Genomic DNA, 19720 nt, shown 5'->3' with positions numbered 1-19720 from the left:
GCAGCTCGCGCGGATCAAAAAATGGAAAGGCCGGTGCGCGCGACGAAGAGTTCGAGCGCCTTCATGCCGAGCAGGGAATTGCCCGTCGCGTCGAGCGCGGGCGACCAGACGCAGAGCGTGAGCTGGTCCGGCACCACGGCAACGATGCCGCCGCCCACGCCGCTCTTGCAGGGCAGGCCGATCGAGAAAGCCACGTCGCCGGCGGCATCGTAGGTGCCGCAGGTCAGCATGAGTGCGTTGATGCGGTGCGTGTGGCGCTCGGTCGTGACCTCGGGCTCGCCATCGAAGGGATGCGCGCCGTCGCGGCACAGGAAGCAAGCCGCACGGGCCAGTTGCACGCAGTTCATGCGGATCGCGCACTGGTGGAAGTACATGTCCAGCACTTCGCTCACCGCGTTGTCGATCTTGCCGAAGCTCTTCATGAAGTTCGCCAGCGCGATGTTGCGATAGCCCGTGGCCGCTTCGGACGCGGCGACCTCTTCGTCGAAGCCGATCGGCTCGCCGCACAGGCTCGACATCAGCGCCAGGACGTCGGGCTTGGAATGTCCCCGGCTGACGAGCCGATCGGCCACCGCGATCGCGCCCGCATTGATGAAGGGGTTGCGCGGCTTGCCGTGTTCGTTCTCGAGTTGCACCAGCGAGTTGAACGGATTGCCCGAGGGCTCGCGGCCGATGCGCTCCCACAGCGCGTCACCCATGCAGCGCATGGCGAGCGTGAGCGTGAAGAGCTTGGAGATGCTCTGGATCGAGAAAGGGGCGACCGCGTCGCCCGCTGAAGCCTCGACGCCGTCGCGGGTTCGCAGCGCGATGCCGAACTGGTTCGCCGGCACGCGCGCCAACGCGGGGATGTAGCTGGCCACCGCGCCGCCGGCGCCCAGTAGCGGGCGCATCTCGGCGTTGATCTGGTCGAGGACGGGCTGGAAGTTCATGGCTTGAGGGCGGGTCGCCGGTTCACCATCACGATCCCGAGGGCCACACCGGCGAGTGCCAGCACGAGTTGCAAGGTGAGCGATTCCGACAGTAGCACCACGCCGAACACCAGCGCAAACAGCGGCGTCAGAAAGGTGAAGGACGAAATGCGCGTGGCCGGGTAATGCCGCAGCAGCCACATCCAGGCCAGGTAGCTCGCGAAGGCGCCGATGGCGGTCTGCAGCGCGATCGAGAACCACGCGTAGGTCGAATACGAGAAGCTCCAGCGCTCGCCCAGCAGCAGCGACAGCACTGGCGACACCGCCGCGGTGACCGCGATTTGATAGAAGAGTGTCTTCTCGGCACTGGCCGTGGCGAGCTTCGTGGTGCGGATCGCAATGGTCGTGAGCCCCCACAGCACGCCGGCCGCGAGCGCGAGCGCGTCACCGTGCAACTGGCTCGACGTGCTGTGCCCGAAGCTTTCGCTGAAGGCCAGCACCACGCCCGCGAAGGCCAGCGCGAGCCCGACCCACTGCATGCCGCGCAGCCGCTCCGACGGCACGACGCGCGGCAGCAGCACGGCGACCACGAAGGGCGAGGTATAGAGAAACACCGTGAGCCGCGAGGCCGAGGTGTGCTGCAGCCCGATGTAGATGCAGACGAATTCGCCCGCAAACAGCGCGCCGGCCAGCAGCCCGCCCGGCAGCGTGCCGTCGCGCTTGAACAGCGGCACGCCACGCGACCTGCACCACAGCCACAGCAGGACGACGGCGCCCGTCATCCGGATCGAAGCCTGCCAGAGCGGCGGCACTTCGGTGACGGTTGTCTTGATGAGGATCTGCTGCAGCCCCCAGAACGCGCAGCAGGCGACGAGGATGGTGGTGGCGCGGCTGTCGAGATGGTCCTTGCGGTCGATCATTCTTTGTCTTTTTCTTGATTTGTCGTGAGCGGGTAGGGCGGCTTGCCGCGCGTGCCAGTCATGAGGTCCGACAGCACCATCTCGACGTCGGGCACGGCCTTCGCCGCGCGTTCGAGCCGCCGTGACAAGTCACGCGTCGGCACGCAGCCCTGCAGGTAGACCCAGCGCCGCTGCACCGTCACCCACACGCTGCTGCGTTGAATGCCGGACACGCCGTCCAGCGCCCCGCGCACCTGGGGCGCGATGGCCTTGTCGTAGCGGTAGGCATTGCTGTCCTTGCAGCGGCCCGCCAGCCAGCAGCTGGTGCCACGTTCGAGGCGGCCGTGCATCTGCGAGCGCACTTCCGCGGGCGAGTAGAACGGCCCCAAAGGCGTGGGGCAATTCTTGAGGCCCGACGAGACCTGGAAGAAGGGGTCGTCGAAGAAGTTGGTTCGCGCATCCGCCTCGCCGCTTTGCGCGGCCGGCGCGACCGCCACGCCTGCGAACAGCAGCACCGCGAGCGATGACGTGCAGGAGTGCGTCCGGTGAGAACTCGGCCCGGCCATCAGAGCGGATGCTCGGTATAGAAGCGTCCGCCATGAAACAGGAGCGGCGAAGCGCCGGCGCTGTGCGAGCAGCGTTCCACTTCGCCGACGAAGATCACGTGGTCGCCTTCGTCGTAGCGGCTGCGGTTGAAGCACTCGAAGCTCGCGGCCGCGCCCACCAGCACCGGCGCGCCGCCGACGCCTTCGATGAAAGCGACATCGGCCCAGCGATCGACGTCCTTGGTCGCGAAGCGCTCTGCGAGGTTTTTCTGATTCGCGGCGAGGATGTTGACCGCGTAGTGCGAGCCCGTGCTCAGCGCGGCCATCGACGCGGCGCTGCGGGCGAGGCTCCACAGCACCAGCGGCGGATCGAGCGACACGGAGTTGAAGGAGTTGGCCGTGAGCCCGACCAGTGCGCCGGTGGCGGACCGCGCGGTGACGATCGTCACCCCGGTCGCGAACATGCCGAGGGCTGCGCGAAACTCGTCAGTCGAGAAGGAAGGCGGTTGCGCCTGGGCGGGAGCGGTCACGGGGAAGCGAGAGGGAGAGTGAGGGGCTATTCTGGCCGATCGGCCCGAGGCCTGCTGTCGCCCTCATCCGAAGAACCAGTAGCCGACGCCGATCGCGGCCAACACGCCGGCCAGTTCTGCCAAGAGCGCGCAGCCCACCGCATGCCGTGCGCGCTGGATGCCGACCGCGCCGAAGTACACGGCCAGCACGTAGAACGTCGTCTCGGTGCTGCCCTGGATGACGGCCGCGACCAGCGCCGGGAAGCTGTCCACGCCATGGGTCTTCATGGTCTCGATCAGCATCGCGCGTGCCGCACTGCCGGAAAAGGGCTTGACCAGCGCCGTCGGCAACGCATCGACAAAGCGTGTGTCCCAGCCGGTCCACCCTACCAGCCACCGGATGCCTTCCAGCGCGAGATCGAGTGCACCCGAAGCGCGCAGCACGCCCACCGCGCACAGCATCGCAACCAGGTAGGGCAGCAGGTTCTTGGCGACGTCGAAGCCTTCCTTCGCACCTTCGACGAAGCATTCGTAAACCTTGACTCTGCGGATCGCGCCCACCAGCAGGAAGGCGACGATAAGGCCGAAGAGCGTGAGATTGCCGAGCAGCGACGAGAGCGATGCAAGGGCGGCGGCTGACAGCGTCGCAAGCAGTGCCATGAAGCCGCCGAGCAGCAGTGCGCCGGGCAGCAGGTAGGCCAGCACCACCGGGTCCCACAGCTTCAGCCGTTGCATGACAGCCACCGACAGCAGACCCACCAGCGTCGATGCGCTGGTCGCGAGGAGGATCGGCAGGAACACCATCGTCGGATCGGCCGCGCCCAACTGCGCGCGGTACATGAAGATCGTGACCGGCAGCAGCGTCAGCGACGACGCGTTGAGCACCAGGAACAGGATCTGCGCATTGCTCGCCGTCGTCGCGCTCGGGTTGAGCGTCTGCAACTCGCGCATGGCCTTCAGCCCGATCGGCGTCGCGGCGTTGTCCAGGCCCAGTGCATTGGCCGCGAAGTTGAGCGTGATGAGCCCGAGCGCCGGATGTCCCGGCGGCACCTCGGGCATCAGCCGGCGAAACAGCGGGCCGAGCAGGCGCGCGAGCCGGTCCACGATGCCGGCAGCCTCGGCGATGCGCAGGAAGCCGAGCCACAGCGTGAGCGTGCCGAAGAGCAGCACCATCACTTCGACCGAGAGCTTCGCCATCGCAAACAGGCTTTCGACCACGGCGGCGAATACCGTGGCATCACCCCCGATGAGCCAACGCGCGAGCGCAGCCACCGCTGCCGTCAAAAAGAAGCCAAGCCACAGACCGTTGAGCACGCGAATCCCTTGCTGCGAATGCGCGCCGATCATAGGGGGAGCGTGAGCGTGAGCGGGAGCGGCGGCGCGCTACATTCGCGGCCATGAAATTCAGCCGCAGAGAATTGAACCGGGCCGCGCTGTGGCTGGCATTGGGGAACTGGGCCGCGCCGCTGCGCGCGCAAGTGCAAACGGCACCACGCTGGTCGTCGAACCCTTTCACGCTGGGCGTTGCCAGCGGCCAGCCGCGGCCGGACAGCGTCGTCCTGTGGACCCGGCTCGCGCCCGAGAACGAGGAAGACGCGGCCCGACTGGCGAAGAACGCGTGCGCCGTGCAATACGAGATCCATACGGATGCCGCCTTGCGCCAACCCGTCGCCCGCGGCGAGGTGGTGACCGATACATCCCGAGCCCTCAGCGTCCACGTCCACGCGCAGGGCCTGCAGCCCCAGCGCGACTACTGGTATCGCTTCAGATGCGGCAATGCCGTCAGCGCGATCGGCCGTACGCGCACTGCGCCGGCGGCCGAAGCCGATGTGCGGCGCCTGCGGTTCGCGCTCGCTTCCTGCCAGCACTTCGAGCAGGGCTACTTCAAGTCGCATCGGGAAATCGCCGGCCGCGAACTGGACTTCGTGCTTTTCGTCGGCGACTACATCTATGAGGGCAGCAGCCCCGCCTACGAGGTGCGCAAGCACGGCACCCGCACGCCGCACACGCTGGACGCCTACCGCGACCGCCACGCGCTCTACAAGGGCGACGCCGACTTGCAGGCTGCGCACGCCGCGCATCCGTGGATCCTGACCTGGGACGATCACGAGGTCGTGAACGACTATGCCGGCGACCGCGAGCCGGCCCGTGACGATCCCGAGCGCTTCCTGCGCCGCCGCGCCGCGGCCTATCGGGCCTACTTCGAGCACATGCCTCTGCGGATTCCGCCGCAGGGCAGCGCGATGCGCATCCATGACCGCTACACCTGGGGCCGATTGGCCGAGCTCTGGACGCTCGACTGCCGCCAGTACCGCAGCCACCACGCCTGCCCCGATCCCGAGCGTGACGCAGGCCGCTCGGTCATCGGGTGCGCGGACCTTGCAGCGCCCTCCCGCACGATGCTCGGCGCCGAACAGGAACGCTGGCTCGCACAGGGCCTGGTCTCTTCGACGCGGCAGTGGAAGCTGCTCGGCCAGTCCTCGCAGGTCAGCGCCACCGGGATCGACACGCCGGAAGGCCGAAAGATCTGGACCGATGGATGGGATGGCTACCCCGAGGCTCGCCGCCGTCTGCTGCAAGGCGCCCACCAGGCCGGCGTGCGCAACCTGGTGACACTCGGCGGCGATGTGCACCGGCATGCCGCCGCCGATCTCCGCGTGGTGCCGAACGACCGCGCCTCGCCCGTCGTCGCCACGGAATTCGTCGGTGGCTCGGTGACATCCAAGGGCGCGAGCATGGCCGCCATGGCGCGGATGCGGCGCGACAACCCGGACGTGCTGCATGCGCGAGGCGACCAGCGGGGTCATGCGTTCGTCGACATCACGCCGCAACACTTGCAATGCGAGTTCCGAGCGACCGCGCATCCGGTGCTGGCCGATTCGGCATTCGGCATTCGGCACGCAGGCGCGCTTCGTGGTCGAGGCGGGCCGTGCGGGCGTTCAGCCAGCCTGAAGAACCTGCTCAGCCTGGCGCCGCCTGCGCGCGCATGGCCTGGGCTTCGTTGCGAAACTGCCGGGGAGTGACGCCGGTCCACTGCCGGAACCGGCGGCCGAAATAGACGGCGTCGCCAAAGCCGCAACGGTGTGCGACATCGCCGATGCGGTCGCTGGAAGTCAGCAGCAGTTCCTTCGCGTGTTCCAGCCGACGCTCGGTCACCAGTTCGGTGAAGGTGCGGTCGGTTTGCTTTTTCAGCAGATGGGCGAGGTAGTTCGGCGACAGCATGGCCGCGGCCGCCGCGTCGTTGAGCGACATTTCCTCGTGCAGGTGTTCGCGCACGTAGCGCATCACGCGCTGCAGCGCGTCGTGCCGCGAACTGCGGCCGCTTTGGCGCGCCGCGTGGTCCAGCAACTGCGCTTGCTGCCGCTGGCAGGCCATTCCGAGCAACTGCAGCAGGATGCCGCGAATCGCGCCCTGGGTGCCGAAGGAGCGCGTCCGGTTCAGCGCGGTCAACTCGTCCAGCCAGCCGAGGATGCGGGCGAAGTCGGCATCCTCGAAGTGAAAGTCGACGTACTCCTGAAAGAGAAACGGTGCCAGTTCCGGCTGGCGGGCGATGGAGACCTCTTCGGGGTCCAGCGCTTCCACGTCGAGTTCCGGCCAGAGAAAGCCCTGGTCGAAATTGATGATGGCGTAGCGGGAGCCGGGAGGGTGCGGAACCACGTGCACCCGATAGGGCAGCACGAAGCTCAAGTGGCCTGTGCCGAAGGGTCGCACCGCACCACCGATCACTTGCTGCGAGCCGCCCTGGACGCTCACCTGAATCTGAAAGTACTCATGCCGGTGCGGTCGCGCGAGAACGTCGCGGGCGCCTTCGAAACGGATGTCGAAGTCGAGGTGGTTCGCACGCTCTTGCATGCCGTAGAGGCGGAGGCTGGAATGGCGGGACGGGGTCGGCATCGGTCGATCCTAAGGTTGTGTGGGTTGCGTCCGTGTTCTGCGTAGATGTGTGCGGCATCGCGGCGGCATGCGGGGCCAGAATGAATCTTTTCAGAGCATCCCAACAAGGAGACAAGACATGTCCAGTTCACGTCGCGGCCTGCTGGCGACATCCGCCGCCATGGCCAGCGGAGCCCTCGTCGGTTGTGCATTGCCGGCCGGCGCCGCGCGCTCCCCGAGCACGCCCTTCGAAGTGCGTTCGTCGACGATTCCGATCGTCGGCAGCGAGCAGGCTTTCCCGGTGCGTCGCATCTATTGCATCGGCCGCAACTACGCCGCGCACGCGCGCGAGATGGGTTCCGATCCGACCCGCGAGCCGCCCTTCTTCTTCCAGAAGCCGGCAGACGCGATCCAGGTCGTCTTGCCCGGCACGGTGCCAGACCATCGCTATCCGAGCCTGACGAAGAACTACCACTACGAGGCCGAACTGGTGGTCGCGCTGTCCAAGGGTGGCTCCAACATCTCGATCGACAACGCGCTGTCCCATGTGTACGGCTACTCGCTGGGCCTGGACATGACGCGCCGGGACCTGCAGCGCGAGATGGGCGACCAGAAGAAGCCCTGGGAAATCGGCAAGAGCTTCGACAGCTCGGCGCCCGTCGGGCCGATCCATCCGGTGGCCAAGGTGGGTCATTTCACCGACGGCGCGATCTGGCTCAAGGTCAACGGCCAGACCAAGCAGAGCGCGACGCTCAAGCACATGATCTGGTCGGTGGCCGAGCAGATCAGCCGGCTGTCGCAGGCCTTCGAATTGATGCCGGGCGACATCATCTATTCGGGTACGCCCGAGAACGTCGGACCGGTGGTGCGCGGCGATCTGATCGAAATGCACATCGACGGGCTGCCGAACCTGTCGGTTCGCGTGGTCTGATCCGGAAGCTCAGAGGCGGGCTTCGGCCCGCCCGATGCCCGGAAACTCGACGACCACCGAGTCGCCCTTGCGCACCGGCAGCACGCCGACCCACGAGCCCGTGGTGACCACGGTGCCGGCCGGCACGGTCGCGCCGTTGCGCGTCGCATGTCGCAGCCAGATCGGCAGCAGCCAGGCGGGGTCGCCCAACGAATGCGCGCCCTTGCGCAGATCGGTCGCGTTGGCGCCGATGCGTGTCTCGCAGGTTTGCGCTGCCCAGTCGCGCGCGGCATAGGGCACCCAGGCACCCAACACCAGCGCGCCATGCGATTGCTGGTCCGCGAGGCGCAACAGGGCCGGCGCCTTCGCCGGGTCTTCCCAGCGCGAATCGACGATCTCGATCGAGACGGCCATCGCATCGATCAAGACTGCGGCAGTCTCGGGCGTGAGCGCCGCGGCGCGTTCGGGCGTCACGGCATCGCCGAGTCGCAAGGCGATCTCGGACTCGATGCCCGGCGCATTGAAATGCATGTCGCCGTAGTTCGCAGGGCTGGCGCGCACACCGGCCGGCGGCAGCGGCGCGTGTGTCAGCACCGCATCACGCGACGGCCCGCCGGACTTCCAGTGACCGGGAACGGCCGTGCCGAACCAGCCCATTGCTTCCGCCACGCGGTCCTGCACGCCATAGGCCTGCGCGGCGTCGCCCACGCTGTCCTGCCACGCCGCCGCAGCCATCGCGCGACCTTCGCGCCATGCCGATGCCAGGGAGGTCGCCAGATCCGTCATGCGTCGACCTTCACCTTGCCGTCCTTGACGACTCTCGCCCATTTGTCGATCTCGCTCGAGATGAACTTGCTGAACTTGTCGCGCGAGCCACCGCCGTCCTCGGCGCCGTAGGTGTCGAGCCGCTCCTGCACGTCGGGCATGGCGAGCACCGTGTTGACGTCGCGATTGATCTTGTCGGCGATGCCCGTCGGCAGCTTGCCGGGGCCGGCGAGCCCGTACCAGGTGGTGGCCTCGAAGCCGTCGAAACCCTGCTCCTGCATGGTCGGAATGCTCGGGTGGCCCTTGGCGCGCTTGAGCCGCGTCTGAGCCACACCGATCACCTTGCCGCTCTTCACGTGCGGGGTCGCCGCGGTCATCGTCTCGAAGCTGTACTGGATCTGGCTGCCCATCAGGTCGGCCAGCAAGGGCCCGCTGCCCTTGTAGGGCACGTGCATCGCATCGACCTTGGCCTGCAGCTTGAACATCTCCAGCGCCAGATGCTGCGCGGAGCCGGCACCGGCCGAGCCGAAGCTCACCTTGCCGGGCTCCGCGGCGCACAGGGCCACGATGTCCTTGACTGTCACGGCCTTCTGCGTGGGGCTGGCGATCAGCAGGTTGGGCGTGACGCCGACCAGCACGATCGGCACGAAGTCGCGCTCCACGTTGTAGCGCAACTTGGGCTGCAGGCTGGGCGCCAGCGCATGGCTGTTGATGTGTGCCATCAGCAGCGTGCTGCCGTCGGCCGGCTGCGTCGCCACGTACTCGGCCGCCAGCACGCCCGCCACGCCGCCCTTGTTCTCGACGATGACGGTCTGGTTCCACATCACGGCCAGCTTCTGCGCGACCACGCGGGCCAGTGCGTCGGTCCCGCCGCCCGGCGGAAAGCCGACCACGATGCGCACGGGACCGGAGGGCCAGTCCTGCGCGAACACGCTGGGCACGCCGAGGGTGGCGGCCGCCGCCGCGCCTGCGGCCTGGATGAAGGAACGTCTTTGCATGGTGTCTCCGTTTTTTTTGATTGAACGCGCTGCGCTCAGGCCGCCTTCTGCAGGGCGGCCGGCGCGACATGGCCGGCGAAGTAATCCATCGTGGCCTGCACGCCGCTGCCGGCGAGTTTCACGCCGGAGAGCTTCAGACCCATCTCGACACCGGCGACCATCGCGACCAGCGTCAGGTCATTGCTGTCGCCGAGGTGGCCCATGCGGAACATGCGGCCCTTGAGCTTGCCCAGCCCGGTGCCCAGCGACAGGTCGAAGCGCTGGTGGATGAGCCGGCGCACCGCGTCAGCATCGACGCCTTCGGGCGTGATCACGCCGGTGAGCACCGGCGAGTACACGGCCGGGTCGGCGCACTGGATCGGCAGGCCCCACGCGTTCACCGCCGAGCGCACGCCGGCGGCCCAGCGCTGGTGGCGCGCGAAGACGTTGTCCAGCCCTTCGCCGAGGATCATGTCCAGCGCCTCGGAGAGGCCGTAGAGCAGGTTGGTGTTGGGCGTGTAGGGCCAGTAGCCGTCCTTGTTCATCTCGACGATCTCGTCCCAGGCCCAGAACGAGCGCGGCAGCTTCGCACTTTTCATGGCTTCGAGCGCACGCGGCGAGATGGCGTTGAAGCTGATGCCCGGCGGCAGCATCAGCCCTTTTTGCGATCCGCTGATGGTGACGTCCACGCCCCATTCGTCGTGGCGGAAATCGGCGCTCGCGAGGCCGGAGATGCTGTCGACCATCAGCAGGGCAGGGTGGCCCGCCGCATCGATGGCGCGGCGCACCGAGGCGATGTCGGAGGTCACGCCGGTCGAGGTCTCGTTGTGCACCACGCACACGGCCTTGATCTTCTTTTCCGTGTCCTTGCGCAGGCGGGCTTCGATGAGGTCGGCCTGCACGCCGCGGCGCCAGCCCGCCGCCTGCGGCAGATGCTCGTCGGTGCCGTTGAAGGCGAGGAACTCGGTCGAGATGCCCAGCCGCGTCGCCATCTTCTGCCACAGCGAGGCGAAGTGGCCGGTCTCGTACATCAGCACGTGATCGCCGGGGCTCAGCGTGTTCGACAGCGCGGCCTCCCAGGCGCCGGTGCCGGAGGCCGGATAGATGATGACGGGATGCTGCGTCTTGAAGATCTGCCGGATGCCCGTCAGCACCTGCCGCCCGAGCACGCCGAATTCGGGCCCGCGGTGGTCGATGGTGGGCAGGCTCATCGCGCGCAGGATGCGGTCGGGCACCGGGCTCGGGCCAGGGATCTGCAGGAAGTGCCTGCCGGTGGGATGGGAGTCGAGTTGAAGCATGGGGCCGTCCTTTCCTCATCAGTTTTGCATTCAAAAGACAAATGTGGATGATGGTTATCCCCTACGCCAAGCACTTGAGGGACAAAAAATTTGCATTCAAAATGCAAACAAGGAAATGAACCCATGGCCGAAGTGATCGAAATCTCGCGTCTCGCGCTGCATGACCAGGTGGCATCGCGGCTGCGCACGATGCTCATCGAAGGCCAGATCGCGCCCGGCGCCAAGCTCAACGAGCGCGAGCTGTGCGAGCAGTTGCGCGTCTCGCGCACGCCGCTGCGCGAGGCCATCAAGCTGCTGGCGGCGGAGGGACTGGTCGACTTGCTCCCCAACCGCGGCGCGGTGGCCGTCAAGCTGACCGAGGCCGATGTGGTCAACACCTTCGAGCTGCTCTCGATGCTCGAAGCCATGTCCGGCGAACTGGCGGCGCAGCGCGTCACCGACGAAGAGCTGGCCGAGCTGCGGGCGCTGCACTACGAAATGATGGCGTGCTTTGCACGTCGCGACCTCTCCGGCTATTACCGCATCAACGCGCGCATCCACGTCGCGATCAACGACGCGGCCAAGAATCCGGTGCTGACGAGCACCTACCGGTCCATCAACGCGCGCGTGCAGTCGCTGCGCTTTCGCACCAACCAGAACGAAGCGAAGTGGGCGGGTGCGGTGGCCGAGCACGAACGAATGATCGAAGCCCTGAGCGCGCGCGACCCCGTCGCGATGCGCCAGGTGTTGATCGAGCACCTGAACCGCAAGCGTGACACCGTGCTGGAGCTGCTGCGCGCCGGCGAAATCTATCCACGGTCCAACGCGGCCAAGACCTGAAGCCTCACCCCATGCGCATCGAGCCCGCGAGCCATCTCCAGCCAGCCGGTACCGTCCTGCCCCCCAACGAAACCTGCGAGGCGCTCGCGAGGCGACTGGCGGCGGAGACACAGGGCGAAGTGCTCTTCGACGACGCTTCGCGGGGCCGCTACGCGACCGATGCGTCGATCTACCAGATCATGCCGGTCGGCGTGCTGGTGCCGAAGACCGAGCGCGACATCGCGACCGCCATCGACGTGGCGCGCGATCTCAAGGTGCCGGTGCTGGCGCGCGGCGGCGGCACCAGCCAGTGCGGCCAGACCACGGGCGCGGCGCTGGTCATCGACAACAGCAAGCATTTCCGGCGCGTGCTGGACCTGGACCTCGAACGCCGCACCGCCACGGTGGAACCGGGCATCGTGCTCGATCACCTCAACGCGCAGCTCAAGCCGCACGGGCTCTGGTATCCGGTCGACGTGTCCACCAGCGCGCAGGCCACGCTCGGCGGCATGGCCGGCAACAACTCCTGCGGCTCGCGCTCCATCGCGTACGGCAACATGGTGCACAACGTGGCCGGTGCGAGCGCGTGGCTGTCCGACGGCGAACTCGTCGACTTCGGCCCGGTGTCGAACCTGGGTGCGCGGGCGAGCGACATCGCGCTGCACGTGCGGCAGCTGGTGGTGCAGCACCGCAGCCAGATCCAGGCGACCTGGCCCAAGGTGCTGCGGCGCGTCGCCGGCTACAACCTCGACATCTTCGACAACCAGAGCGAGAAGCCCTACACCACGGACGGCAGCGTCAACCTCGCGCACCTGCTGATCGGTGCCGAGGGGACGCTGGCCTACACGCGGAGCCTGACGCTCAAGCTCTCCGAACTGCCGCGCGCCAAGGTGCTGGGCATCGTCAACTTCCCGACCTTTCACGCCGCGATGGATGCGGCGCAGCACATCGTGAAGCTCGGCCCCACCGCGGTGGAACTGGTCGATCGCACGATGATCGAGCTGAGCCTTGCCAACCCGGCCTTCAGGCCTACCGTCGAAACTGCGCTGATCGGCCGGCCGGCCGCGATCCTTCTGGTCGAGTTCTCGGGGGGCGACAAGGCATCGCTGTTGCCGAAGTTGAAGGATCTCGTCGATTTGATGGGTGAACTCGGTCTGCCGGGCAGCGTGGTCGAGATGCGCGACGACGCCCCGCAGAAGAACCTCTGGGAAGTGCGCAAGGCCGGTCTCAACATCATGATGAGCCTCAAGGGCGACGGCAAGCCGGTGAGCTTCATCGAGGATTGCGCGGTGCCGCTGGAGCATCTGGCGGAATACACCGATGGCCTCACCGAAGTCTTCGCCAAGTACGGCAGCCGGGGCACCTGGTACGCGCACGCGTCCGTGGGCACGCTGCACGTGCGGCCGATCCTCGACATGCGGACCGACGGCGCGGCCAAGATGCGCGCGATCGCCGAGGAAGCGAGCGCGCTGGTGCGCAAGTACAAGGGCGCCTTCAGCGGCGAGCATGGCGATGGCTTGTGCCGCGGCGAATGGATCGAGTGGCAGTTCGGCCCGGCCCTCAACGAAGCCTTCCGCTCCATCAAGCAGAAGCTCGACCCGATCAATCTCTTCAATCCCGGCAAGATCATCGATCCGCCGAAGATGGACGACGCCTCGCTCTTCCGCTTCGCGCCGGCGACCGCACCCAAGCCGTACAAGCGCATTCCGCTCACGCCCGTGCTCGACTGGTCCGCGTGGAACGTGCAGGCCGACCCGGTGACGGAGGTGACGACCGCGCCGGGCACCGGCGGCGACATCACGGGCGGCTTCGCCAAGGCCGTGGAGATGTGCAACAACAACGGCCACTGCCGCAAGTTCGACGCGGGCACGATGTGCCCGAGCTACCGCGTGACGCGCGACGAGCAGCACCTCACGCGCGGCCGCGCAAACACACTGCGCCTCGCGATTTCCGGCCAGCTCGGCCCTGACGCATTCACCAGCGAAGCCATGCACGAAACGATGGACCTGTGCGTCGGCTGCAAGGGCTGCAAGCGCGACTGCCCGACGGGCGTCGACATGGCGAAGATGAAGATCGAGTTCCTGTCGCACTACAAGAAGAAGCATGGGCACACGCTCAAGGACAAGCTGATCGCCCGGCTCCCGGACTACGCGCATGCGGCCAGCCGCGTGCCGTGGCTGCTCAATCTGCGCAACACCGTGCCGGGTGCGCGCTGGCTCGGAGAGAAGGTGCTGGGGCTTTCCGCGAAGCGCTCGCTGCCCGAGTGGCGCAGCGACACCTTCTGGCGCGCCGGCGATCCTTCGATGTTCGCGAGCCGCGAGCAGGCAATCGCCGCCGCAGGCGTGGGGCGCAAGGTCGCGGTGCTTTTCGTCGACACCTTCAACGGCAATTTCGAGAGCGAGAACGCGCTGGCTGCCGCGCGTGTGCTCAAGGCGGCGGGCTACATGCTGCACACGGTGCAAAAGGATGGGGGCCACCATTGCTGCGGCCGCACCTATCTCGCCAATGGCATGGTCGACGAGGCCAAGGCCAAGGCCGGCGCGCTGATCGATGCGCTGCTGCCGCTGGCCGATGCGGGCATTGCGATCGTGGGGCTCGAGCCCTCGTGCCTGCTGACGCTGCGCGACGAGGCATTGGTCATGGGCTTTGGCGCGAAGGCCGAGACGGTGGCCGGTCAGTCGCTGCTGTTCGAGGAATTCATCGCCCGTGAGGCAAAGGCCGGCCGCTTCCAGTTGGCGCTCAAGGCGGTCGACAAGCCGATCCTGCTGCACGGCCACTGCCACCAGAAGGCCTTCGGCGCGGTCAGCCCGATCCTCGACGTGCTCAAACTGATCCCGGGCGCCAAGCCGGAGCTGATCGAGAGCTCGTGCTGCGGCATGGCGGGGAGCTTCGGCTACGAGGCTTCCCACTACGAGGTCTCGATGCAGATGGCGGAGGCCAGCCTGCTGCCCGCGGTGCGTCAGAACCCCGACGCGATCCTGGTGGCCGATGGCACCAGCTGCCGTCACCAGATCGCCGACGGTGCGCAGCGCGAAGCGGTTCACGTCGCACGGCTGCTCGACGCGCAGCTCGCCTGAGGCCGGCGCCTGCTGCTAGGACACCTCGATCAGCAGGTCGGGCTGGAAGTTTTCCTGCTCGCCCTTGCCGACGTAGCCCAGCGGATTCGCCACCACCCGGCATCCGTCCTTCATGTAGTCGAAGTGGCAATGCAAGTGGCCGTGCAGCCAGAGGTCGGCTTGCGGCAGCAACTCGTCCAGGGAATTGCAGAAGCCCGCCGTGCCAGGGCTCAGTCCGTAGCGCGGATCGGCGCTCGCCAAGGTCGGCGCGAAATGGGTGATCGCCACCGTGGTGCCGTCGAAGCTTTCGGCCAAGGCGTTGCGGAGCCAAGCCTGGCATGTCAGCGAGTGCTCTCTCAGTGCTTCGGCGAGGAAGATTTCCCCGTCACGGAGCGTGGCGGCTTTCTGCAGATAGAAGTTGGCGGCGCGCATTGCCTTGCCGCGCTTCTTGAGGGCTTCGGACAGGCTGTCGGTCCGCTCGACCAGCGCATCGAAGTCGGCCCAGAGCGTGGTGCCGATGAAGCGCACGCCATCGATCACGCAGGTCTCGCGTTCCAGCCACCCGATGTCCAGCGCGTCGCAGGTTTCGCGAAGCCGGCTGTGGATCTCGTCGAAATCCGCGTTGTCGTATTCATGGTTGCCCGGGACGTACAGCACGGGCGCCGGCCACCCGTGGCGCGGGGAAAAGCGGGCCAGACCGAAATCGGGCTCGCTCAGACTGGAGCCTTCCTGGTAGGAGCCGATGTCACCGGCGAGCACCAGCAGGTCGGCACCGGGGGCCGGCGCAATCTGGAGGTGCGGATGGACTTCGATGTGGAGGTCCGAGAGCAACTGGAGCTTCATGAATGCAGTCTAGGCGATGGCGTTATGCGTGGATTGCATAAAGAGGGACTTGGAATACTGGGGAAAACCCTTAATCTTGGTTCATCATCAATACACCAGCGCGCCAACGTCCGCGCACCATCATGTTCAGCTTGATCGCCCAAGTGGCCCGTTTTCTTCGTCCCGCCTGTGAAACGACTCCGTCCAGCCCGGCCGCCGTGCTGATGGAAAGCGCCGGAAGCCGCGCCGGTCTGGACGCTCGCCAGGCCCAGGAACTGCGCGTCGCTGCCAGTGCCTGGCTGAGCGTCGTGCGCTGAGCGAGCACTCCTCGATCATTCTCTCGATGCCGGTTCGCCCGGCGCCCCGGCAAAGGCTGCGGCAGCCGATCGCAGCAGCGCCTTCCGCAGCCATTCATGCGAATGCGCGTGCTGCGCGCGCCGATGCCAGACTGCATCCACATGCACCAGCGGCTGGTCGAAGGGCAGGTCGCGCAGGACCAGTTGGTCGTCGATGCCCGTCACCCGCACGAAGTGCCGGGGCAGCACGGTCAGCAGATCCGAGTTCGCCACCACCCGGCCGGCCGTGAAAAACTGGTTCACCGTGACCACGATGCGCCGCTCCCGCCCCATCGCGCCCAGCGTCTGGTCGATGAATCCATAGGGGCGGCCCGAGAAGCTCACCAGCAGGTGGCGCGCGGCACAGTAGGCGTCGAGCGTCAGAGGCTCCGCCGCCAGAGGGTGGCCCCTGCGCATCACGCAGACGTACTCGCCGACATAGAGCCGCTGGCTTTCGAAGGGCACGCCCACTCCCGATTGCCCGCGAGCCGCAAGGGTGGCGATCACGGCCGGAAAGTAGCCGATCGCCATGTCGACCTCTTCCTTCTCCAGCATGGGACGGGGGTCGCGAGTGGTTAGCGGCAGGACGCGCAGGGAAACGGCACGCGCTTCCCGCTCGACGATTTCGACCAACCCCGGCATGAGTTCGGCGGCGGTGGCGTCGGCCATGGCCAGCAGGAAGGTCGTATCGGCGATCCCCGCATCGAATTCGCCGGGCGCGAGCGTGTGCTGCAACTGCCTGAGGGCATCCCGGACGGTGGGCCACAGCGCCAGCGCGCGCGGGGTCGGTTCCACGCCGGCGCCCGATCGGCGCACCAGTTCGTCACCCAGGACGTCGCGCAGCCGCCGCAGCGCATTGCTGACGGCTGGCTGGGTGATCGAGAGATTCCGTGCGGCCCGCGTCAGGTTGCGCTCTGCCATCACTTCGTCGAAGACGCGAAGAAGGTTCAGGTCGAGCGTGCGAAAGTTGACGTCCATCAGTGTTGTGAATGATAAACATCAGAAAGATAAAGTGGCAAAACACTAGGGTAACCCCTAATATCACCGCATCGGCTCCCGCCTTTCGTTCTTTAGGAGGAACGCATCATGACCAGTTTCGTACACGTTGACACCCCCGCAACTCACCCCGGCGTCGTTCGCGCCGAGGAAGTGATCGAGCGCATCCGCAGCGCTCGCCGCGGCTTCGACGGCGCGCGTGGCTTGGCCGCGCTGCTCCTGGCCGCCATTGTCTCGTCCCTGCTGGTCGTCGCCGACCGGCTGATGTCCACCTCGGAAGAGGGCGGTCTGCTGGTCGCTTGGGTGGTGCTCTGGGGCGTGGCCTTCTTTGCCATCGCGCTCTTTGCCGGCACGGCCCGCGTCGTGGCGACTCGCGCAGTTGCTTCGGCCCGTGGCGCCGCCCGCCGCCGCGCCGCAGTTCGCGCCGACGAGCAATTCATGGCCTACGCCAAGCACGACCCGCGCATCCTGCGCGATCTGCAGGCGATCCGCACCCGCCAGGAAGCGGCAGAAGTCGTGGCACCCGCCAACACCCGGGAACAAGCGCTCGAAGTGGTCGCCAAGCGTTCCGCCAACGTTCGCACGCCGACCCTGCACGAAGCGATGCGCCGCGTGAACCTCGGCCAGTACTACTGATCCGACCCAGCCGCCTAAGACGGCCCGGCCCTCGAAAAAAAGCCCCGCAATGCGGGGCTTTTTCATTGGTGAAACACCGCGGATCCGGCTCAGCCGGTCCGCCGGTGTTGCCCCCGGCAGGGGGTAGGCGAAGCGACACGAAGTGCGCGCAGCCTGGGGGCGAGCTCAAGCCGCCAGTCGCTGCTCGATCGCGGCCTTGGTGGCCGGCAGTTCCTTTGGCAGGTGGTGCGCGAGCTGCTGGAACAGTTCGGCGTGGAGCTTCAGTTCGGCTTGCCACGCAGCGTTGTCGATGCTGGTGACCGTTCGGAACTGTTCGGCGCTGAAGTTCAAGCCGGTCCAGTTCAGGTCCTCATAGCGGGGGCTGACGCCGAAAATGTGATCAGTGCCGCTGTCCTGGCCCTCGATGCGGTCGATCATCCACTTCAGGACGCGCATGTTCTCGCCGTAGCCCGGCCAGACGAACTTGCCGTCCTCGCCCTTGCGGAACCAGTTGGTCGTATAGATCTTCGGCGCCTTGGCGCCCGAAGCCTCGAGCTTCTTGCCCAGGTCGAGCCAGTGCTGGAAGTAGTCGCTCATGTTGTAGCCGGCGAAGGGCAGCATCGCGAACGGATCGCGGCGCACCACGCCTTGCTGGCCTGCGGCTGCGGCAGTGGTTTCGGACCCCATCGTCGCGGCCATGTAGACGCCTTCCACCCAGTTGCGGGCTTCGGTCACCAGTGGCACGGTGGTCGAGCGGCGGCCGCCGAAGATGAAGGCGTCGATCGCGACGCCCTTCGGGTCGTCCCAGGCGTCGTCGAGCGCCGGGTTGTTGGTGGCAGCGACGGTGAAGCGTGCGTTCGGGTGTGCCGCCTTGGCGCCAGTTTCCTTGGCGATAGCCGGCGTCCAGTCCTTGCCTTGCCAGTCGATCGCGTGCGCGGGCGCGTCGCCCATGCCTTCCCACCAGACGTCGCCGTCATCGGTCAGGGCCACGTTCGTGAAGATCACGTCGCGGTCGAGGCTGGCCATGCAGTTCGGGTTGGTCTGCATGTTGGTGCCGGGCGCGACGCCAAAGTAGCCGGCCTCGGGATTGATGGCGTGCAGCTTGCCGTCTGCGCCGGGCTTGATCCATGCGATGTCGTCGCCAATGGTCGTGACTTTCCAGCCGTCAAAGCCGGCCGGCGGGATCAGCATCGCGAAGTTGGTCTTGCCGCAGGCGCTCGGGAAGGCGGCCGCCACGTGGTACTTCTTGCCCTGGGGGTTGGTCACGCCGAGGATCAGCATGTGCTCGGCGAGCCAGCCTTCGTCGCGGCCCATGTTCGATGCGATGCGCAGCGCGAAGCACTTCTTGCCGAGCAGGGCGTTGCCGCCGTAGCCCGAGCCGTAGCTCCAGATCTCGCGCGTCTCGGGGTAATGGACGATGTACTTCGTCTTGTTGCAGGGCCAAGCCACGTCCTTCTGGCCGGCTTCGAGCGGCGCGCCGACCGTGTGGACGCAGGGCACGAACTCGCCGTCGACGCCGAGCACTTCGTATACGGCCTTCCCCATGCGGGTCATGATCTTCATGTTGACAGCCACATAGGGGCTGTCCGACAGCTCGATGCCGATGTGCGCGATCGGCGAACCGAGCGGGCCCATGCTGAAGGGCACGACATACATCGTGCGGCCCTTCATGCAGCCGTCGAACAGCGGCTGCAGGGTGGCGCGCATTTCCGCCGGGGCCATCCAGTTGTTGGTGGGGCCGGCGTCTTCCTTGTTGGCGGAGCAGATGAAGGTGCGGTCTTCGACGCGCGCGACGTCGCTCGGATCGGAGGTCGCGAGGAAGGAATTGGGCCGCTTCGCCGGGTCGAGCTTCTTGAAGGTGCCGGCGTCGACCATCAGCTGGCAGAGGCGGTCGTACTCTTCGGTACTGCCGTCGCACCAGTGGATGTCGGCGGGCTTGCACAGCGCGGCCATGTCGGCCACCCAGGCGATCAGCTTCGCGTTCTTGACGTAGGAGGGTGCCTGCATGGCAAGACCCTTCAGCGGTGCGTTCATCGTCTATCTCCTAAGTTGAAAATCGTCTTTTCGAACGGGACTCGGTGCCTTGACGGCGAGATCCGTTGGAGAAAACGCTTCCGCCTCGGGAGAGCGGCTGCTTGGCAGGCGGTAGGGATCGGAGAACGAAGGCCGGCGACGTTGCCGACCCAGGCTGGCCGGTGGTGCTTCGAGCAGCGGCGAGGGCACGAAGTGCCCGCGCGGCGGCCGGATTCAGGCGACGTAGATGGCGATCGACGCCAGAAGGAGCATCAGTACCCCGCCGACCAACGGCAGCACCAGAGGCATGAGGTGGACGATCGACTCGACCGCGTCTTTTTCGACCGCGGCTGCGTGGCCGGGTTCGATGGGGGTGGGGTTGGACATTGGAGTTCCTTGGG

The 19720-nt window shown here is 66.8% G+C and carries 19 protein-coding genes; 6 read left to right on the top strand and 13 right to left on the bottom strand.

All coding sequences use genetic code 11. The annotated features are described in order from the left end of the window. Positions 1-14 precede the first annotated feature (14 nt). The 5 genes from QTI04_RS29335 to QTI04_RS29315 all read right to left on the bottom strand — a co-directional run bounded on the left by QTI04_RS29335 (position 15) and on the right by QTI04_RS29315 (position 4175). Positions 15-929, bottom strand: coding sequence for a glutaminase (locus tag QTI04_RS29335; protein ID WP_286618744.1), 915 nt, complete (start codon positions 927-929; stop codon positions 15-17). Next, positions 926-1828, bottom strand: a complete 903-nt coding sequence (locus QTI04_RS29330) for a DMT family transporter (protein ID WP_286618743.1) — start codon at positions 1826-1828, stop codon at positions 926-928. Before QTI04_RS29330 ends, QTI04_RS29335 begins: the two co-directional genes overlap by 4 nt. Further along, positions 1825-2373 carry a BON domain-containing protein gene (locus QTI04_RS29325; protein ID WP_286618741.1) on the bottom strand — a complete coding sequence of 183 codons (549 nt, stop codon included), beginning with the start codon at positions 2371-2373 and terminating at the stop codon, positions 1825-1827. Before QTI04_RS29325 ends, QTI04_RS29330 begins: the two co-directional genes overlap by 4 nt. Then, complete coding sequence (locus QTI04_RS29320; RefSeq protein WP_286604739.1) at positions 2373-2882, bottom strand: flavin reductase family protein; 510 nt, start codon at positions 2880-2882, stop codon at positions 2373-2375. The genes QTI04_RS29325 and QTI04_RS29320 overlap by 1 nt, the downstream gene beginning before the upstream one ends. Before the next feature lie 63 nt (positions 2883-2945). After that, the gene (locus tag QTI04_RS29315; protein WP_286618777.1) at positions 2946-4175 is read right to left on the bottom strand and encodes a nucleoside recognition domain-containing protein; all 1230 of its coding nucleotides are present in this window, start codon (positions 4173-4175) and stop codon (positions 2946-2948) included. Between the two features lie 83 nt (positions 4176-4258). Between QTI04_RS29315 and QTI04_RS29310 the strand changes: the two genes are divergently transcribed. Next, entirely contained in the window at positions 4259-5884 is a 1626-nt protein-coding gene (locus tag QTI04_RS29310) for an alkaline phosphatase (RefSeq protein ID WP_286618740.1), read from the top strand. Here QTI04_RS29310 and QTI04_RS29305 read toward each other — a convergent pair. After that, positions 5823-6755: a helix-turn-helix domain-containing protein gene (locus QTI04_RS29305; RefSeq protein WP_286618739.1), complete on the bottom strand. Its 933-nt coding sequence runs from the start codon at positions 6753-6755 to the stop codon at positions 5823-5825. The two genes, QTI04_RS29310 and QTI04_RS29305, sit on opposite strands and share 62 nt — an antisense overlap. A gap of 118 nt (positions 6756-6873) precedes the next feature. Between QTI04_RS29305 and QTI04_RS29300 the strand changes: the two genes are divergently transcribed. Beyond that, positions 6874-7665: a fumarylacetoacetate hydrolase family protein gene (locus QTI04_RS29300; protein WP_286618737.1), complete on the top strand. Its 792-nt coding sequence runs from the start codon at positions 6874-6876 to the stop codon at positions 7663-7665. A 9-nt stretch (positions 7666-7674) separates the two neighbouring features. Here QTI04_RS29300 and QTI04_RS29295 read toward each other — a convergent pair whose 3' ends face one another. From QTI04_RS29295 to QTI04_RS29285, 3 genes are read right to left on the bottom strand one after another with little or no spacing between them, the layout of a single operon-like run. Then, positions 7675-8430, bottom strand: coding sequence for a fumarylacetoacetate hydrolase family protein (locus QTI04_RS29295; protein ID WP_286618735.1), 756 nt, complete (start codon positions 8428-8430; stop codon positions 7675-7677). After that, positions 8427-9407 (bottom strand): tripartite tricarboxylate transporter substrate binding protein, encoded by a 981-nt coding sequence (locus tag QTI04_RS29290; RefSeq protein WP_286618733.1) that lies wholly within the window; start codon positions 9405-9407, stop codon positions 8427-8429. The genes QTI04_RS29295 and QTI04_RS29290 overlap by 4 nt, the downstream gene beginning before the upstream one ends. A 35-nt stretch (positions 9408-9442) precedes the next feature. Further along, a complete protein-coding gene (locus QTI04_RS29285; RefSeq protein ID WP_286618732.1) occupies positions 9443-10684 on the bottom strand; it encodes an alanine--glyoxylate aminotransferase family protein in 1242 nt (413 codons plus the stop codon). A 123-nt stretch (positions 10685-10807) separates the two neighbouring features. Here QTI04_RS29285 and QTI04_RS29280 point away from each other — a divergent pair, with 123 nt between their 5' ends. Continuing rightward, positions 10808-11503: a GntR family transcriptional regulator gene (locus tag QTI04_RS29280; RefSeq protein WP_286604757.1), complete on the top strand. Its 696-nt coding sequence runs from the start codon at positions 10808-10810 to the stop codon at positions 11501-11503. 11 nt (positions 11504-11514) lie between these two features. Continuing rightward, positions 11515-14559 (top strand): FAD-binding and (Fe-S)-binding domain-containing protein, encoded by a 3045-nt coding sequence (locus tag QTI04_RS29275; RefSeq protein ID WP_286618730.1) that lies wholly within the window; start codon positions 11515-11517, stop codon positions 14557-14559. A gap of 15 nt (positions 14560-14574) precedes the next feature. Here the strand turns inward: QTI04_RS29275 and QTI04_RS29270 are convergent, their stop codons facing one another. Further along, positions 14575-15381, bottom strand: a complete 807-nt coding sequence (locus QTI04_RS29270) for a metallophosphoesterase (RefSeq protein ID WP_286618729.1) — start codon at positions 15379-15381, stop codon at positions 14575-14577. 122 nt (positions 15382-15503) lie between these two features. On the opposite strand from QTI04_RS29270, the gene QTI04_RS29265 reads away from it, so the two are divergent. Continuing rightward, the gene (locus tag QTI04_RS29265) at positions 15504-15677 is read left to right on the top strand and encodes a hypothetical protein (protein WP_286604764.1); all 174 of its coding nucleotides are present in this window, start codon (positions 15504-15506) and stop codon (positions 15675-15677) included. Between the two features lie 15 nt (positions 15678-15692). On the opposite strand, the gene QTI04_RS29260 is transcribed toward QTI04_RS29265, so the two are convergent. Beyond that, positions 15693-16673: a LysR family transcriptional regulator gene (locus tag QTI04_RS29260; RefSeq protein WP_286604766.1), complete on the bottom strand. Its 981-nt coding sequence runs from the start codon at positions 16671-16673 to the stop codon at positions 15693-15695. Positions 16674-16781: 108 nt separating this feature from the next. Between QTI04_RS29260 and QTI04_RS29255 the strand changes: the two genes are divergently transcribed. Next, on the top strand, positions 16782-17327 hold the full coding sequence (locus QTI04_RS29255) for a hypothetical protein (protein ID WP_286604768.1): 546 nt from the start codon (positions 16782-16784) through the stop codon (positions 17325-17327). Between the two features lie 165 nt (positions 17328-17492). On the opposite strand, the gene QTI04_RS29250 is transcribed toward QTI04_RS29255, so the two are convergent. Both QTI04_RS29250 and QTI04_RS29245 read right to left on the bottom strand, forming a co-directional pair. Beyond that, a complete protein-coding gene (locus QTI04_RS29250) occupies positions 17493-19340 on the bottom strand; it encodes a phosphoenolpyruvate carboxykinase (GTP) (protein WP_286604770.1) in 1848 nt (615 codons plus the stop codon). A 213-nt stretch (positions 19341-19553) separates the two neighbouring features. Further along, complete coding sequence (locus tag QTI04_RS29245) at positions 19554-19706, bottom strand: hypothetical protein (RefSeq protein ID WP_286604772.1); 153 nt, start codon at positions 19704-19706, stop codon at positions 19554-19556. Between the last annotated feature and the right edge of the window lie 14 nt (positions 19707-19720).

This window comes from Variovorax sp. J22R115 (assembly GCF_030317005.1).
GTDB lineage: Bacteria > Pseudomonadota > Gammaproteobacteria > Burkholderiales > Burkholderiaceae_C > Variovorax.
The sequence above is the reverse complement of the archived record's forward strand: the minus strand, read 5'-3'. Positions and strand labels throughout refer to the sequence as shown.